Source organism: Agrobacterium sp. S7/73, from assembly GCF_019355535.1.
In the GTDB taxonomy this organism is placed as follows: domain Bacteria; phylum Pseudomonadota; class Alphaproteobacteria; order Rhizobiales; family Rhizobiaceae; genus Agrobacterium; species Agrobacterium tumefaciens.
Genome location: NZ_CP072137.1, coordinates 1461725 through 1477524, shown reverse-complemented (window position 1 = coordinate 1477524; position 15800 = coordinate 1461725). Strand labels below are relative to the sequence as shown.

Annotated in this window: 13 protein-coding genes; 2 read left to right on the top strand and 11 right to left on the bottom strand. The window is 58.5% G+C overall.

Annotation, left to right across the window (positions count from 1 at the left end; translation table 11 throughout):
* Nucleotides 1-107 precede the first annotated feature (107 nt).
* Entirely contained in the window at nucleotides 108-626 is a 519-nt protein-coding gene (locus J5276_RS21775; protein WP_013762224.1) for a hypothetical protein, read from the top strand.
* A gap of 164 nt (nucleotides 627-790) precedes the next feature.
* Here the strand turns inward: J5276_RS21775 and nadE are convergent, their stop codons facing one another.
* The 9 genes from nadE to J5276_RS21730 all read right to left on the bottom strand — a co-directional run bounded on the left by nadE (nucleotide 791) and on the right by J5276_RS21730 (nucleotide 12984).
* On the bottom strand, nucleotides 791-1789 hold the full coding sequence (gene nadE / locus J5276_RS21770) for an NAD(+) synthase (protein ID WP_065705748.1): 999 nt from the start codon (nucleotides 1787-1789) through the stop codon (nucleotides 791-793).
* Nucleotides 1786-3318, bottom strand: a complete 1533-nt coding sequence (locus J5276_RS21765) for a class I adenylate-forming enzyme family protein (protein ID WP_174012278.1) — start codon at nucleotides 3316-3318, stop codon at nucleotides 1786-1788. Before J5276_RS21765 ends, nadE begins: the two co-directional genes overlap by 4 nt.
* Before the next feature lie 18 nt (nucleotides 3319-3336).
* The gene (locus J5276_RS21760; protein ID WP_003518245.1) at nucleotides 3337-3600 is read right to left on the bottom strand and encodes an acyl carrier protein; all 264 of its coding nucleotides are present in this window, start codon (nucleotides 3598-3600) and stop codon (nucleotides 3337-3339) included.
* Nucleotides 3597-5549, bottom strand: a complete 1953-nt coding sequence (gene asnB / locus J5276_RS21755) for an asparagine synthase (glutamine-hydrolyzing) (RefSeq protein ID WP_065705743.1) — start codon at nucleotides 5547-5549, stop codon at nucleotides 3597-3599. The genes J5276_RS21760 and asnB overlap by 4 nt, the downstream gene beginning before the upstream one ends.
* Entirely contained in the window at nucleotides 5549-6673 is a 1125-nt protein-coding gene (locus J5276_RS21750) for a hypothetical protein (protein ID WP_013762220.1), read from the bottom strand. The genes asnB and J5276_RS21750 overlap by 1 nt, the downstream gene beginning before the upstream one ends.
* A gap of 244 nt (nucleotides 6674-6917) precedes the next feature.
* Nucleotides 6918-9707, bottom strand: a complete 2790-nt coding sequence (locus J5276_RS21745) for a bifunctional aconitate hydratase 2/2-methylisocitrate dehydratase (RefSeq protein ID WP_019566858.1) — start codon at nucleotides 9705-9707, stop codon at nucleotides 6918-6920.
* A 338-nt stretch (nucleotides 9708-10045) separates the two neighbouring features.
* The gene (locus J5276_RS21740) at nucleotides 10046-10603 is read right to left on the bottom strand and encodes a fasciclin domain-containing protein (protein ID WP_003518253.1); all 558 of its coding nucleotides are present in this window, start codon (nucleotides 10601-10603) and stop codon (nucleotides 10046-10048) included.
* A 262-nt stretch (nucleotides 10604-10865) separates the two neighbouring features.
* Nucleotides 10866-12119, bottom strand: coding sequence for a Zn-dependent hydrolase (locus J5276_RS21735; RefSeq protein WP_174012317.1), 1254 nt, complete (start codon nucleotides 12117-12119; stop codon nucleotides 10866-10868).
* Nucleotides 12120-12141: 22 nt separating this feature from the next.
* Nucleotides 12142-12984: a BtpA/SgcQ family protein gene (locus J5276_RS21730; RefSeq protein WP_174012276.1), complete on the bottom strand. Its 843-nt coding sequence runs from the start codon at nucleotides 12982-12984 to the stop codon at nucleotides 12142-12144.
* Between the two features lie 24 nt (nucleotides 12985-13008).
* Between J5276_RS21730 and J5276_RS21725 the strand changes: the two genes are divergently transcribed.
* A complete protein-coding gene (locus J5276_RS21725) occupies nucleotides 13009-13905 on the top strand; it encodes a ribokinase (protein ID WP_013762216.1) in 897 nt (298 codons plus the stop codon).
* 31 nt (nucleotides 13906-13936) lie between these two features.
* Here the strand turns inward: J5276_RS21725 and J5276_RS21720 are convergent, their stop codons facing one another.
* Together J5276_RS21720 and J5276_RS21715 are read right to left on the bottom strand one after the other, a co-directional pair.
* Nucleotides 13937-14707: a glutamine amidotransferase gene (locus tag J5276_RS21720; protein WP_174012274.1), complete on the bottom strand. Its 771-nt coding sequence runs from the start codon at nucleotides 14705-14707 to the stop codon at nucleotides 13937-13939.
* 25 nt (nucleotides 14708-14732) lie between these two features.
* Nucleotides 14733-15800, bottom strand: coding sequence for a phosphotriesterase (locus tag J5276_RS21715; protein WP_174012272.1), 1068 nt, complete (start codon nucleotides 15798-15800; stop codon nucleotides 14733-14735).

The following is a 15800-nucleotide window of genomic DNA, read 5'->3' as shown; positions in this document are numbered from 1 at the left end:
AAACGCTTCGCGTATATCGACAGGGCGTGAATTATGGTGCTCCAAGGAATGGCAAAGCCTGACGCAATCTCTTCAAACGCACGACGGGCAAATTCTAAGGGACGCCAATGTTTGCATTCACACCTTTCCTTCGCGGCACCGTCGTAATGTCCGTAGCCATTACTGCGCTTCATGCCGGTAGCGCTTTGGCTGCCGAAATCGATCCCGCATTCTATGATGCGGCCCTGTGCAATCCGCCCTATTCGATGACATCGGCGACCGAAATTTATGATGCCGCCGAAAAACTTGCAAAGGCCGACACATCATCTTTGGGTGCGGCTATCTATAAGCTTCCGAACCAGATCGGCCGCGATGGGTTTGAGAGTGACGAAGTCTTCTTCGCCAATGGTGCAGTCGGTGTTTTGATCAAGGGCCAGCGTGCCGATGCTCTGGCAGCGAAATATGATTTGAAACCGGAAACTTCAGACCTGATGGGTACATCGAGCAAGGGTTATGCCCGGCAGCTTCCGCAGGACCAGCAGCCGCCTGAAGGTCTGGCTGGACCGGGAAAAGTCTCCATTGTGGCGCGCGAAGGTGCGGCACTTGGCGACAAGACCCTGTTGGCGTGCGAATTCGCAGCGGACTGAATGGTGGCGAAGCACTGCCAATCCTAACGGCTTGACTAACAAATGTAATTACCGCCCGCATACCGCTTTCGCAGCTCTTCTGCTGGCGGGCGGCTACATATTCATATCGAGGTTTGTTTCATACGCCAGCCTGATCGCCCAGGCCGGCGCCGCTTGGAACAATCTCAGGATTTCGCCTGAGCGCCCTCATGGAAATGGATAGGGGCGTGGTGCAGATAGTGCGCAACCTTTCGCTTGGCGGCGATATCGGTCCAGACGAACCGGACATTGTCCTCCGTCAACCCGGTCGCCGTGGCGATCTCGGTTGCAGGCACGCCGTGTTCCAGACCGTAGAGGCAGATATCCATCTTGTCGTAAGGAAGCGCGAAATAGAACTCTTCCTGCGTCTGCGGCATGGAATAGGTATCCGTTGTCGGCGGGCGGGAGCGGATTTCCTGCGGGACGCCGAGATGGGCCGCGAGTTGATAGACCTGTGATTTGTAAAGATGGGCGATCGGCTTGATGTCGGCAGCGCCGTCGCCGTTCTTGACGAAGAAGCCCTGGTCGTACTCCAGCCGGTTCGGGGTTCCGAGCACCGCGAAGTTCAGGCGGTCGGCGTGATAATATTCGAACTGCTTGCGCGTGCGCTGCTTCATATTCGTCGCCGCAACGATGCCGAGATAGGCTTTTGCGGAGAGACGAACCTTGCGCGTTTCGCCCGATGGCGAACGGACGACCAGCGAGGAAATATTATAGGCGCCGGTGCTCATGGCGTTGTCGAAGACGATCTTGGAGGCCCAGCCCGGCCCGTATTCAGGAACAACCTCGCGGATGAAGCCATCGCGCCTTTCATAACAACCCATGGCGGCAAGCGAAGGGCCGATATCTTCCAGCACGCAGTCCATACCCAGCTTCGTCGCCAAAGCCTGCCCCAAGCGCAGGCTTTCCGGGTCGGAATCGTTTTCCGGCATGAACAGGCCAATAACATTTGCTGCCCCGAGCGCGTGAACGGCAAGTGCGGCGCAGACGCTGGAATCGATACCGCCGGAAATGCCGAGCACCAGCCCACGCTTGCGCAGGTTGAAACGAAGCGACTGGCGGATTTTTTCGGCGATACGCTCTACCTCCGCCGCCGCATCAAGTTCAAGCGGCGAGAAAGGCAGGCTCTGTGCATTGTTCGTCATCGATTGTTCTCCGTATCTTGAGCAGCGAGGCGGCGACTGACCTTGCCGGTATCCGTCGTCGGCAGGAAATCGCGAAATTCAACCAGTGTTGGCACCATGTGGGTTTCGAGGTGCAGAGCGCAGTAGCGCATGACGTCTTTTGCGGTGATCGCCTCGTCGGATGCGATCACGATCGCCTTCACCGCCTGACCGAAAACCTCATGCGCAACGCCGACGACCAATGCGTCCGAGACGCCCGGCATGGCTTGCAGAACGGCCTCGACCGCCTGCGGCGCAACCTTTTCGCCACGCGACTTGATGATATCGTCCTTGCGGGCAACGAAGGTGAGATAACCCTCGGCATCGCAGGTAAACAGGTCGCCGGTGTGAAGACGCGTCCGGCCCGTTGCGGCATCAACGCGCAGCGCGCGCGCTGTGGCAGCCTCGTTGCGCCAATAACCACGCATGACGTGCGGCCCGCTGACCACGAGTTCGCCGACCTCTCCGGGCAACAGGCTGTCTCCGTCCTCGTTCACCACGGCGATGGCAGTGCCCGGAATGGCGATGCCGACAGAACCGCGTTTCCTGTCGAGGTCTTCCGGCGGCAGAAAGCTGATACGGGTACACTCCGTCTGGCCATACATGCAAAACAGGTGCACATGCGGCAGAAAGGTCCGCAGCCAGTCGATATGGGTGGGCGACAAGGGTGCGGCGGCAGCGGTGACGTAGCGCAGGCTTTCAAACAGCGCCGGCGGCAGATCGCGCGTCTGCATCATGATGGACAGCATGGTCGGCACCAGCGCGAAGCCCGTTATCCGCTCGTCGCGGATACGCTCGAAAATCAGATGCGGATAGGCGAAGGATTTCTCGATCACCAGCGTGCCGCCGACGAAAACGCTGGAAAGCAGCTGGTTCAGGCCATATCCGAACGAAAGCGGCAATACTCCGAGCAGAATATCTTCCGGCCTATTGCCGAGATAAAAGGTAATCGAACGGACGGCCGCATCCATGTTATCATGTGCCAGCATCACGCCCTTTGGCTCGCCGGTGGAGCCAGATGTATAGATGATTACTGCCAGATCGGTATCGAGCAGGTTTTGCGGCAGCGCGCCTATCGGTTCCTCGAGCATCGCGTCAAAATCGACACTATCGGCCGTTGGGTTCGGCGCGCCGGAAACGATGCGCAACAACGGAGAAGAACCGGCCGCATCCGAAACGACCTTTTCCAGCCGGGCCTCGGCAACCACGGCAAAGGGCGTACAACTGTCCAGAATTTGCGAAAGGCGTGCGGCCTTGGACGATGGGTTGATAGGGCAGGCAACAGCGCCCGCCATCCAGCAACCGAAAACCGCAACCGCCATGCGCCAGCCATTGTCCAGCACAAGAACGACACGGTCTCCCGGGTTTGCGCCTCGCGCTATCAGAGCAGTGGCGAAAGCCTCGCTCATCGTCTTGAGTTCGCCGTAACTCAGGCGCGTCTCACCGGCCACCAGCGCCGTCTTGCCGGCATGGCGCTCCGCACTTCGATGCAGGTAGTGGTCGATACGCAATTGGCGCTTCCCGAAATTTCAGGCGGTCTGCTTGCGACCGATGAAGGCGGCGATGTTGTCGATCGTATCGAGATTGGCCGGTACGATATCGCCGTCGGCAACGCGGACGCCATAGCGTTCCTCGATGAAGCTCACCAATTCGAGAATTCCCGTGGAATCGACCATGTCATTGTCGATCAACGAAAGATCATCGCCAAACGGCCGGCTTTCGTCACCGAACAAAAAGTTTTCGATGATGAAACCGCGAATTTCGGCTTTCATGCCGGTGCTTTCATTGGTCATTTGGAGCTTCCTTCGATTTTTTGCGATGACATTGTGGAATTATGGGTCGTGGCAGCGTGCAGAAGCTGGGTCGAGAGTATGCCGACGAAGGCGGCGTTGTCGCGAAAGCCGGTCGCCTGTTTTTGCCGCACCTTTGTCGTCAGCTTTTCCACCGCCTGGGCATGGAACAGGCCGGTGGTCCTCACTTGACCGGTGGAAAGTACGGTTTCGAGATAGCCGGCATCCGCGAAGGCTTCTGCGTCGGGCGCGCGATAGGGCTGCTTGGGTCGGTTTAATATTGAATCGGGCACCAGCTCGGCTGCCGCCTGTTTGAGGATATATTTTTCCTTCAGACCGCGCAGTTTCGCCTCGGGATGGAGCGCTGCGGCAAAGTCCACCACACGGGGATCGAGGAACGGAAACCGGCCTTCCACTCCATTTGCCATCATGACCCGGTCTCCCTGACTGGACAGAATATAGCCGGGCAAGAGAAATGCTGTCTCGAGGTACTGCGCCTGATGAAGCGGATGCCAGCGGCGGAAATCCTCCGGCAACTGCGCGGCAAGATCGGCCGCAGCGTCGTAGTCGCCAAGCTGCGCTTTCAATTCCGCTGAAAAGAAGATTTTCGCCGCCGCCGTCGAGCGCAAGCGCGGCCGATGGGAAAACAGCGGCTCGTCGGTGGCTTCTGCGCCGAAGGAGAAGAAGCGTGCCAGATAATCCGGCGTCTGCTGTTTCAGCCCCGGAAGGTAGGGATAAAGCCGCTGGAACAGTTTCGGCCGGCGAGCCGATTGCGGCTGGCGGCTGCAAAAGCGCCGTACCCGCGCTTCGCGGAAAATATCGTAGCCAGCGAACAGCTCATCAGCACCTTCACCGGTCAGCACCACCTTCATGCCCCGTTCGCGCACATGCCGGGAAAGCAGGTAAAGCGGCACCGGTGCTGTGCGAAGAATGGGCGTCTGCACGTGCTCCATGACCTCAGGCATGTATTGCGCTATGTCCGCAGTTGAGCACTCCGTGGTTTCGGATGCGACGCCAAGATGCTGGCTCATTGTTTTCTGCCAGATACTTTCGTCGTGCTCCGCACTTTCGAAGGCCAGCGAAAATGTGCGCAGGCCTCGGCTAACGCTTTGCGCAGCCAGGGCAGAAACGAGGGAGGAATCGAGCCCGCCGGACAGATAGGAGCCGACAGGCACATCGGCGCGAAGCCTGATCCGCGTTGCGTCGGCCAGAAGCGCCGTCAGCTCTTCCACCTGCGCGCCAAGGCTTGCCGGCGGTGCTGCGTCCTTGCCGTCAGGATAGGAAAGCTGCCACCAGCGCCGTACCGTGGACGCGCCATCGCGCAGGATCATCAGATGACCGGGCGGCAATTCGTGAATGCCGCGAAAGGCGGTGCGCGGCGGCAACGGGAACCAGAAGGTGAATATCTGATCCAGCGCTACCGGATCGATCTCGGCCGTCATTCCCGGCAACGCCAGAAGGGCCCCGATCTCGGATGCGAAATAAAACGTACCTTCATGCCACGTATAATAAAGCGGCCGGACACCCATCCGGTCACGCGCAAGCACCAGCGTGTCGTTGCGGGCGTCGTGCAGGGCGAAGGCAAAATCGCCGTTGAATTCGTTGAGGCAATCCAGCCCCTTGTCTCGATAGTCATGCAGGATGACTTCGGTGTCGGAGTGGGTGCGGAAATGGTGGCCGCGTGCGGACAGCGTTTCGCGCAGTTCGACGTGATTGAAGATTTCGCCGTTGAAGGAAATGGCAAGATCGTCTTCGACGGTGCGCATCGGCTGCGCGCCATCGGCAATGCCCACAATCGCCAGCCGTGCGTGGGCAAGGCCGACATCGCCGCGCAGCAGGGCTCCATGCGCATCTGGACCACGATGCTTAAGACGCGACGCCATCAGCGCAAGGCGCTCGTTTGCGCGCTCGGCCGGCATGTCGTGTCGATAAAATCCGGCAATTCCGCACATTACTCGACCGCCTGACCAAAGCTGTCACCGATGAGGCGCGTCCAGCTTTCACCGCAAAAGCCGTTGAAAAATGCCGTCCCATCCGTCGCTGCCTTGAGGAGGTCCGCATTGCGCGAATGCACGATGGTGGATGACGCATGCAGAAACGTGCATTTCTTGCCGAGCATCGCCCGGAGCAGTGCCGGCTGGGTGCGACCTCTGATGGCCGCGAGACCACGATCATAGGCATTGCGGATCAGCCGGTCGATCACGATCTGCTCCTGCCCGGGTACGGCCATGATCTGCAGCGTCCGGCCGATGCCCGTTGGATTGCCGTGGTAAAGAAAAAGCCCCACCGCTCTACCGCCGCGGGCCCTCACAATCCGCTGGACTGGTTCGCCGTGCAGACGTTTGCGTTTGGCGTGTTGGAGCATGTGCAACAGGCTTTCCTCGGTCCAAACGGGATGGAGCGGAAAGTGGCCGACGAGTTCCCGTGCCAGACGCGCGAATTCGGTATCGCTCGCGTCGTCGTCGGTAAAGCTGTCCACCTTGTCCGGATGTGATGCGTAATAGGATAATGCTCGCCCATGGCCACGCGCCGAAATGGTGCGGTCGATGATCTTGCTGAACGGCGTCAGCGCGCGGAAAGTGCTGGAGAAACGATCAGCGGCTATTTCCAGCCCGAATGAAGCCGGGCGTAAAATCCGCAGCCAATCGAGACTGTAGGAGGCGAGCAGCTGGCCGCGCATCGTCTTCCACATATCGGCGGAAACGTCGTTGATCGTCTCCCCAAATGTCAGCTCCTGAGGTCCACCCAAAACTTCGCGCAGCAAACGCGCTCCGGCAAAGGGATCGGTCTCACGGTCTTCAGCGACAAAGGAAGAGCAGACAGCGGCCTGTATGTTCCGGCCATTAAGTTCCATTGCCACGGGCAAAACACCCAGAAATCCAGACACGCGCCCATCGTCGCGCACATAGACCTTGGAGTGAATATCCGGATTTATGTTTGAATTTTCGAGAAAGACGGCGCGCAAATATGAGGTCAGATCATCTGTCGCGGCCCCATCTTTCTTCCGCAAAAAACGGTGAAACATGTCAGCCACGGACACGAGATCGTCCGCAATAAATGAGCGTATTTCAGACATACTCGCCGCTTCTTGCCGGATAGATATTTAATCGAAAGTAATTATCATTCCTATTCTGCCGCAGGCGTATTAATCAGAAGTTATGTGCCGGCGTTTTTTCGCGTGATTGTGGCGTTTTGCCAATAATTTGACGGGTAATTTCAACCCTAGAGCGCGTCCGGTTTCAACTAAATTCGGTGGACGCGCTCTATATCTTTGGTTTCAAACGTTTTTCCGGACGTAAAGTTCTACGCCCGGAAATACTTTAGTATTGGACAGACAGGGAATCGATTGGCGCAGCTTTCGGCGGTGCGAACTTGGTCAGATCGATACCTACCACGGCGGCCTTGTATTCCTCAGCGCTCGGTGTGCGGCCAAGGATTGCCGACAGTACCACGACAGGGGTCGAGGCCAGCAGCGATTCACCCTTCTTCTCGGCAGTGTCCTCAACAACGCGGCCCTGGAAGAGACGGGTCGAGGTTGCCAGAACAGTATCACCCTTCTCCGCCTTCTCCTGGTTGCCCATGCAAAGGTTGCAGCCCGGGCGCTCCAGATAGAGGATGTTCTCGTATTCCGTCCGGTTGGCAGTCTTCGGCTTGAGATCATCGAACTCGAAGCCGGAATACTTCTGCAGGATTTCCCAATCCCCTTCCGCCTTCAGCTCGTCGATGATGTTATAGGTCGGTGCCGCGACCACGAGCGGCGCCTTGAACTCGACCTTGCCTTCGGCCTTCTCGATGTTCTTCAGCATCTGGGCGACGATCTTTATGTCGCCCTTATGCACCATGCACGAACCGACGAAGCCCAGATCGACCTTCTTGGTGCCGCCGTAATAGGACACCGGACGGATCGTGTCATGGGTGTAGCGCCGGGAGACATCGGTGTTGTTGACGTCGGGGTCGGCGATCATCGGTTCGTCGATCACGTCCAGATCCACGACGACTTCAGCGAAATATTTCGCATTGTCGTCAGGGGCCAGAGCGGGCTTTTCGCCCGAGCGGATTTCGGCAATACGCTGATCTGCCTTGGCGATCAGGCCCTTCAGTGTCTGGGCGGCATTATCCATGCCCTTGTCGATCATGATCTGGATACGCGACTTGGCGATTTCCAGCGACTCGATCAGCGTCTCGTCTTCAGAGATACAGATCGACGCCTTGGCCTTCATCTCGGCCGTCCAGTCGGTAAAGGTGAAGGCCTGGTCAGCGAGCAGCGTGCCGATATGGACTTCGATGATGCGGCCCTGGAAAACGTTGTCGCCATGCTGCTTCAGCATCTGCGCCTGCGTCGCATGGACAACATCGCGGAAGTCCATATGCGGCTGCATCTTGCCCTTAAAGGTGACCTTGACGGATTGCGGGATCGGCATGGTCGCCTCGCCCGTCGCCAGTGCCAGCGCCACAGTGCCCGAGTCGGCACCGAAGGCCACGCCCTTGGACATGCGGGTGTGGCTGTCGCCGCCGATGATGATCGCCCAGTCGTCCACGGTGATGTCGTTCAGCACCTTGTGGATCACGTCCGTCATCGAATGATAGACGCCCTTGGGGTCGCGGGCAGTGATGACGCCGAAGTTGTTCATGAAGGACATGAGCTTCGGAATGTTCGCCTGCGCCTTCTTGTCCCAGACGGAGGCCGTGTGGCAACCCGACTGGTACGCACCATCCACCAGCGGCGAAATGACGGTTGCCGCCATCGCCTCAAGTTCCTGCGCCGTCATCAGACCGGTCGTGTCCTGCGAGCCGACGATGTTGACCTTCACGCGCACGTCGGAGCCGGCATGCAGCACCTTGCCGGGCGTGACGCCAACGGCGTTGCGGTTGAAGATCTTCTCCACGGCGGTGAGGCCCTGGCCTTCGATGGAAATTTCCTTGTTGGGCGCAAAGACCGGGGTGGCCTCGACGCCAAGCGTTTCAGCCGCAAACGTCTGGAGCTTCTTGCCGAAGACGATGGCATAGGAGCTGCCCGCCTTCATGAATTCCATCTTCTGCGGTGTGAAGGAGGATGAGAGATCGACCAGTTCCGTGCCGTTCTCGTCACGAAGCTTGTAGTTCTTGGCGTCGATCTTCAAAACGGTGCCGGTCTCAACCGAATATTTCTGCTCCAGAACCGGATTGCCGTCATTGTTGAGGATGGGCTTGCCGTCTTCGCCGAGTTTCTTCACCCAGTTCTTCAGGTTGATGCCGATGCCGCCCGTGACGTCGACAGTGGTGGCGAAGATCGGCGAAATGCCGTTGGTGCCGGCAACGATCGGGGCGAAGTTGACGAAGGGCACATAGGGGCTGGCCTGCTTGCCGGTCCACAGCGCCACGTTGTTGACGCCCGACATGCGCGACGAGCCGACGCCCATCGTGCCCTTTTCGGCGATCATCATCACCCGCTTGTCGGGATGCTGCTTCTGTAGCGCGACGATTTCCGCCTGCGCTTCCGGCGTGATCATACACTGGCCGTGCAGCTGCCGGTCGGAGCGCGAATGCGCCTGGTTGCCAGGCGACAGAAGATCGGTCGAAATATCGCCTTCGGCGGCGATGAAGGTCACGACCTTGATCTCATCCTCGACATCGGGGAGCTTGGTAAAGAACTCAGCCTTGGCATAGCTCTCAAGAACGCCCTTCGCGACGGTATTGCCCGCCTTGAACGCATCACGCAGCCGGAACATGTCGGCGTCATAGAGGAACACCTGCGTCTTCAGCACTTCGCCTGCCTGCTGGGCAAGCCCGGCATCATCGCCAAGGGCGATGTCGAGCAGCGCTTCGATGGAGGGGCCACCCTTCATATGCGACAGCAGTTCAAGGGCGAAAGTGGGCGTGATCTCCGGAACGACAGTTTCGCCCAGAATGATCTGCTTCAGAAAGGCCGCCTTGACGCCGGCAGCGCTCGTGGTGCCTGGCAAGGTGTTGTAAATGAAGAATTTGAGGGCATCCGCGCGATATTCGCTACCGGTATCCCTGATCAAGGCAATGATTTCGCCGGTTAATCCGCCATCGTCGATCGGCTTGGGAGCGAGCCCTTGAGTTTTTCTGCTTTCGATCTCAGCCAGGTAATCCAAGTAAAGGTTCATCGCAATCCCAACGTCATGAGGTGTATGGCGCCGAAACGCAGCGCCACGAAACACTATTGTTAATCGGCCCAGGGTCCTATCGATTTCGAGTACGTCAACCAGGGCCGGAAGGCAAGATAGCGCACTCTGTTTCTGTTTTCGATAACGGAACAGGAGAACATGCGGGCAGGCATGCCGTCTGCCGTCGTGCCCCCAGGGATGCGCCCGGCATTCCTCCCCGCGGCCTGCCGTACGCGATGCCGGCAAACCATAGACTCACCGATAGAAGCAACGTCGAGCACAAAAAAATCCGGCCACCGAGGAGGTGGCCGGATCAGGCATGCAGAAGATAAGAGCAATCACATCTTCGGAAGCAGAACCTTGTCGATGACATGAATGACGCCGTTCGACTGCTTGACATCGGCGATCGTCACATGCGCAACACCACCCGCTTCGTCGGTCAGGGTAATCTTGCCCATGCTTTCCTTCGCCTTGAGGATGCAGCCGCCGACCGTCTTCACATCATGGGTGCCGTTGTCATCCTTGATCATCTTCTCGATGGCGCTGGACATGGCATCGGCCGCCACGACATGACAGGTCAGGATTTTGGTCAGCTGCGCCTTGTTTTCCGGCTTCAGCAGAGTTTCGACTGTACCCTTCGGCAATTTGGCAAAGGCCTCATTGGTCGGAGCAAAGACCGTGAACGGTCCCTTGCCCTGAAGGGTTTCTACGAGACCGGCAGCCTTGACGGCGGCGACCAGCGTGGTGTGATCCTTCGAGTTGACGGCATTCTCGATGATGTTCTTGTTTTCGTACATTGCTGCACCGCCGACCTTTGGATTTTCAGCAAAGGCACCCGAAGCAAGAGTCGAGATTGCCGTCGCAAGGGCGAGCGTACGGATTGCGGACTTGAACATTGAATATTCCTCTTCCCTAATCGCCTCGGCGCGGAAGCGCGCCTCTGAAGGCCTGTCGTTCCCGTCTCGGGGAACAGCACAAGTGACGAGAGCGACAGGAGGAAAGTTTCAAGCAAAAGGCAGTTTCATACGATCACTTGCTACAGCGCTGATTCATTTCGGCTTTTTCTCAACCGAACTATACTCGCGATCGGCCAGCGCGCAGTGATCTGCAAACGGAGCAACCCCAACAAGGGGCGAAAGCTCCCCGCAAACATTCAATTTACAACGCTGCCGTCGGCGCCAGCAGCTGGAGAAGCGAAGCCAAGAGCATGTTGCCACCCGCAATACTATGCTCCTGCTCCACATATTCAGCCTCATTGTGACTGAGACCATCCCGGCAGGGTACGAAAATCATGGCCGATGGCGCGACGCGGTTCATAAAAAGCGCATCGTGGAATGCGCCGGAGAGCATTCTCTTTGTTGCAAAGTCCCGCTCTTGTGCGGCCTGATCCAATACGGCAAGCAATTCATCCGGAAAACTTGCCGGCGGCATGTCAAAAATCTGCGAAATAGTCGCCGAGCAGCCTGTGTCCGCCGCTGCCTGCTGGATAGCCATGCGGATTGTCTGCTCCATGACGCCGATTGTTGTCAGCGAAGGGTGTCTAAAATCGATCGTGAAGCGCACCGTTGCCGGGATCGCGTTCACCGCGCCGGGCTCAAGGGCCATTCGGCCAATCGTGAAACGCGCGGCCGGATCGGCCGGCATGATGTCGCGATAGAGTTCAGCAAACGCGTTGGCCGTGGCTTGCATGGGGTCGTGCCGATATTGCAGCGCCGTTGTTCCAGCGTGGGCGGTCTGCCCTTCGATAATCACCTCCAGCCAGCGCGTTCCCTGTATGCCGGTGACGATGCCGATCGGTAAGCCCTCTTTTTCCAATGAAGGGCCTTGCTCGATATGGACCTCGAGATAAGCGAAAACCGGCGTGCCCAGAGGCCGCATCGCGGCAACCGGGAGACTTTCCAGCGTGGCGGAGAGTTCATCTGCGAAAAGCGCACCGTCAGTCGCGCGCATGGTCTCCCAGGCGCTTGGAATTGAACCGGCGGCAAAGGCCATGGAGCCCATGCAGCCCGGCGCGAAGCGGCAGCCCTCTTCATTCGTGAAAGACACGACCTCCACCGGCCGCTCGGTTTCCACCCCGCAATCCTCGAGTGTTTCCAGAACCTCAAAAGCTGCGAGCGTGCCGAGCGCACCGTCAAAACGACCGCCTGTGGGCTGACTGTCGAGATGACTGCCGATAAGCAGCGGCGACAGATCCGGGTTGCTCCCCTCGCGGCGAATGAACAGATTGGCAATCGGGTCCTGAAAGACCTTGAAGCCCCGCTGCAGCGCCAGCTCCGTCAGCAATTGCCGCGCCTGCCGGTCGAGGCCGGTCAAGGCCTGGCGGTTGACGCCACCCTTTGCCGTCGCGCCTATTTGCGCAAACCGGTCGAGTCGATCGATAAGTCGCTGCCCGTTGATCGAAAGAGTTTGCATCATCATCATTTCCCGTTTGCCCTCAACCCGAAAGCCCTGGCTGCGCCGCCTCAACAAACGATCGCACACGGGCAGGCTCGACAGGGTTCCACCAGACACCGCCCTGTTTTAGCGACGAAGCGACGATGACACCGCTGGTGCGCTTCAGGATTTCAACGATATTGGCTTCCCCAACACCAGAACCGACCAGAAGCGGAAGATGTGTGGCCTGCCCGATCTCTTCGATTTCCGCCATCGTTGCGCTGTTACCGGTTCGCTGGCCAGTAGCGATCACCGCATCCGCATCAAAGAAAGCAAGGTCGCGGGTCAGCTCATCGATGCTACGATCACCCGTGATCGCATGCGCGCCATGCTTAACGTGGCTGTCGGCGAAAACCTTTATGTGCTCGGCCCTGAGCAGGGATCGATAACGCATCGCTTCCGCCGCACGCCCTTCCATGAAACCCTCGTTAGCGACATAGGCATTGGCCCACTGGTTGACGCGGATGAATTTCGCCCCGCCTGCCATGGCAGTGGCGAAAGCCGGGATCGGCGCATTGGCAAGCACGTTGATACCGAGCGGAACGCCAGTCGCCCGCGCGACCCGGTCAGTCACCACGCTCATGAAGGCAGCTGTCTCATGACCGATATCCTCCGGCTTGGAAAAGGGAATATCGCCATGGTTTTCAACGAGAAGACCATGCATACCGCCTTCGATCAAAGCCTCGGCATCGCGCATGCAGACGTCGTAGATGGCATCCATGGCCGCGCCACGATACCTCGGTGCTCCGGGAAACGGTGGGCAATGCACCATGCCGATCAAGGCCTTGTCACGACCAAAGATTTCCTGGATGGCGTTCGCCCTATTGTCGGATATGATCTGCATGCCTTGTCCTCTCGAAAGTTTTTCATGCGTGCCTTCGTCATCGGCAATATCGCGCTCGACGAAACCTATTCCGTTTCCGCCCTGCCGGAAGCCGGGGCTTCGATTTTCGGCCGGCAGGCCTTCCGCGATCTTGGCGGAAAAGGCTGCAATCAAGCCATTGTCATGGCCCGATGCGGGCTCGATACCACATTGACTGCTGCTGTAGGTACAGATGACAGGTCTGCGACCATCCGCGCCCGCCTTGCAACCGAACCTCTGACCGCCGACCTCATTGGCATGGATGGGCAGACCAGCGATCTCTCCATCATCTTCAACACGCCCGATGGTGAAAACAGCATCGTCACGACCACTGCCTGCGCACAATCCCTGACCCCGGAAGACGTGGCCGGAACCCTTGGTACAGCCAGCCCCGGCGACCTTCTCGTCGTTCAAGGCAATCTGGGTGAAACAACCACCCGTCTCGCACTGTCGCAGGCAAAGGCAACGGGAATGATCACCGCATTCAATCCGTCACCTCTCCAACCCTGGTTTGAAAGTCTCTGGCCGCTCACGGACATCGCTTTCCTCAACCGCGGCGAAGCGGCCGCCCTGACCGGGGATACCGGATCGACAGCGATAAAATTGCTTATTTCAGCCGGTGTCCGCCAGGTCATCCTCACCCTTGGCGGCGAGGGTTCGATGCTGGGCACGACAAACCAATGCCTGACCGTGCCCGCCGAAAAAACTGGCGTTGTCGACACGACGGGTGCTGGCGATTGCTTCATGGCCGTCACGCTGGCCTCCGCCGCGTTGAGAAACGTCAGTGTGGATGAACGGGCGTTGAGGCATGGCGCAAAGGCATCTGCGCTGACCGTCAGTCGTCGGGGCACGCTTTCAGCCTTTCCCGATATCCTTGAGCTCGCGGATATTTTGTCCAACTGACGATCCTCTCCACCGATACCTGCCGCCGCGCTCAGCGAGCTTCTGTCAGCCAGCCCAGAATGTTTTTCCACAAACGGCCGTAGCCCTGCCATTCGCAGAAGGCGGGAGAGAGCCAGTGCGGACCAATGTCGGATGTCCACGCCGCTGTCCGACCCTGGCCAAAAACGCCGGTGACCAGAAGCGGATGACCGCCCTGCTCCGCAGGCAGGCGGGCGACCACGTCCACATCCGCGCGCTCGCGCACCTCTACCTCATTGACACCGAGGAGAAGCGGCCATTCGCCGGAAAGACCCGCAACGGTGGGATGATCCGGCATCAGAATGTCGGCCGTCGATCCTTCTGGAATTTCAACGCGGTCATCCCATGGCAGGCAGGTCACGGGAAGCGTATCTTCCACGGGGGTGCGACGCCACCGGGCCTTGCCATCGATACCCTGGAACGAGAAATATCCGCCAACCATCAGCAGGCCGCCACCCTTTTCGACCCATGCCTTGAGAAGCTTCAGACGGTTTGGAACGGTTTTCGAGTGCAGCCAAACCGCAGGCGGCAAAAGCAGCGAATTGGCACCGATGTCAGAGAGGATGATCGCGTCATACGCATCCAGCCCCGCCATATCGAAGGGAAGTTTCTCGACAGCATCATGCGCCGTCAGGTAGGTCAGCTCGTATTCACTACTTTCGAGCGCCTTTACCAGAGGTTCCGCGCCCAAGTGAAAGGTGACGCTGCCGAACTGGTCGAAGCCCTTGTAGTGAGTGGCGGAGCTGACCCAGCTTTCGCCCACGAGAAGTATTTTCTTTGTCATTTTTCGTTCCATTTCTATGGGTTCGTCACGTCTTCGCCTGGAAGACCGAGCGCGGGTTATCCCGCATGAGGATTTGCAAGGTGAGGTCATCCAGACTATGCCGCTTCAATCGCGGCAGGAAATGCTTGAGGATATAGGCGTAACCATTGCCGCCATACCGCGTCAGCATCATCTTCAGGAAAACATCGTGAGAAAGCAGGATGCGGTCCAGATATCCCCGCTCCACCAACTGGACGATGGCTTTGGCCGCTTCGTCGTCACTCGGGCATTGGACCTGCTGATCGGCATAGAAGAAATCCATTCCGATCATGTCGTATTCGATGAAGGCACCGCGGCCGGCAAGTTCTCCCTGATAGCCAAGGTCATCATGCGACGGGTTCATGTGACACAGAACGGTGTGACTGACATCCGCGCCTTCCTGCTCGACTACATCGAGAACCCTGTGACCCAGCCTTAACCAGCCCGGAAGATGCACCATGAGGGGCAAACCTGTACGGGCCTGCGCCCTCGCCGCACCCCGCAGCGATTTTTGCTCCTCGGGGGTGAAGTCCGAGGACACACCGATCTCTCCGATCAGACCGATTTTCACGCCGGTTCCGTCGACGCCCTGAAGCGCCTCGTGAACGATTTCATTGGCGATGTCGTCGATGCTGAGCGCTGCCACTTTCTCAGGATGGGAGGAGGCCAGATAATAACCCGCCCCCATCACGATGTTGAGCCCGGTCGCCTCGGATATCCGCCTGAGGGCAAGCGGATTTCTGCCGATACCCTGGCAGGTCGGCTCCACCACTGTATGGCCGCCCTGGGCGGCGAATTCATGCAGTTCTTTAATCGCAAGCGGCTCATCATCCAGCGTGATGTTGTGCTTGTTGACGAAGGGATCCTGGCGAAGTTCGCCGAGGATTTCCTGGCAGACCAAGCCCTCCGCCAGATATTGCCGCTCCGGCGTTTTCGGGGCGTGCCACCAGCAGCGGCAATCGTTGAGAATATGCTCGTGCATCAGCGTCACGCCGAGCTTTTCCACCGGGACGGGGCCGGCAACCGTCATGAAATTACCGGAGCGAATATGGCCTTTCGAGAGTTCATCCACCAT

Excerpts from the sequence above, each read along its gene's own strand:
- J5276_RS21775 (WP_013762224.1), top strand. The coding sequence starts at position 108 with ATGTTTGCATTCACACCTTTCCTTCGCGGCACCGTCGTAATGTCCGTA.
- nadE (WP_065705748.1), bottom strand. The coding sequence starts at position 1,789 with ATGACGAACAATGCACAGAGCCTGCCTTTCTCGCCGCTTGAACTTGAT.
- J5276_RS21760 (WP_003518245.1), bottom strand. The coding sequence starts at position 3,600 with ATGACCAATGAAAGCACCGGCATGAAAGCCGAAATTCGCGGTTTCATC.
- asnB (WP_065705743.1), bottom strand. The coding sequence starts at position 5,549 with ATGTGCGGAATTGCCGGATTTTATCGACACGACATGCCGGCCGAGCGC.
- J5276_RS21750 (WP_013762220.1), bottom strand. The coding sequence starts at position 6,673 with ATGTCTGAAATACGCTCATTTATTGCGGACGATCTCGTGTCCGTGGCT.
- J5276_RS21745 (WP_019566858.1), bottom strand. The coding sequence starts at position 9,707 with ATGAACCTTTACTTGGATTACCTGGCTGAGATCGAAAGCAGAAAAACT.
- J5276_RS21740 (WP_003518253.1), bottom strand. The coding sequence starts at position 10,603 with ATGTTCAAGTCCGCAATCCGTACGCTCGCCCTTGCGACGGCAATCTCG.
- J5276_RS21735 (WP_174012317.1), bottom strand. The coding sequence starts at position 12,119 with ATGCAAACTCTTTCGATCAACGGGCAGCGACTTATCGATCGACTCGAC.
- J5276_RS21730 (WP_174012276.1), bottom strand. The coding sequence starts at position 12,984 with ATGCAGATCATATCCGACAATAGGGCGAACGCCATCCAGGAAATCTTT.
- J5276_RS21725 (WP_013762216.1), top strand. The coding sequence starts at position 13,009 with ATGCGTGCCTTCGTCATCGGCAATATCGCGCTCGACGAAACCTATTCC.
- J5276_RS21720 (WP_174012274.1), bottom strand. The coding sequence starts at position 14,707 with ATGACAAAGAAAATACTTCTCGTGGGCGAAAGCTGGGTCAGCTCCGCC.
- J5276_RS21715 (WP_174012272.1), bottom strand. The coding sequence starts at position 15,800 with ATGGTGGATGAACTCTCGAAAGGCCATATTCGCTCCGGTAATTTCATG.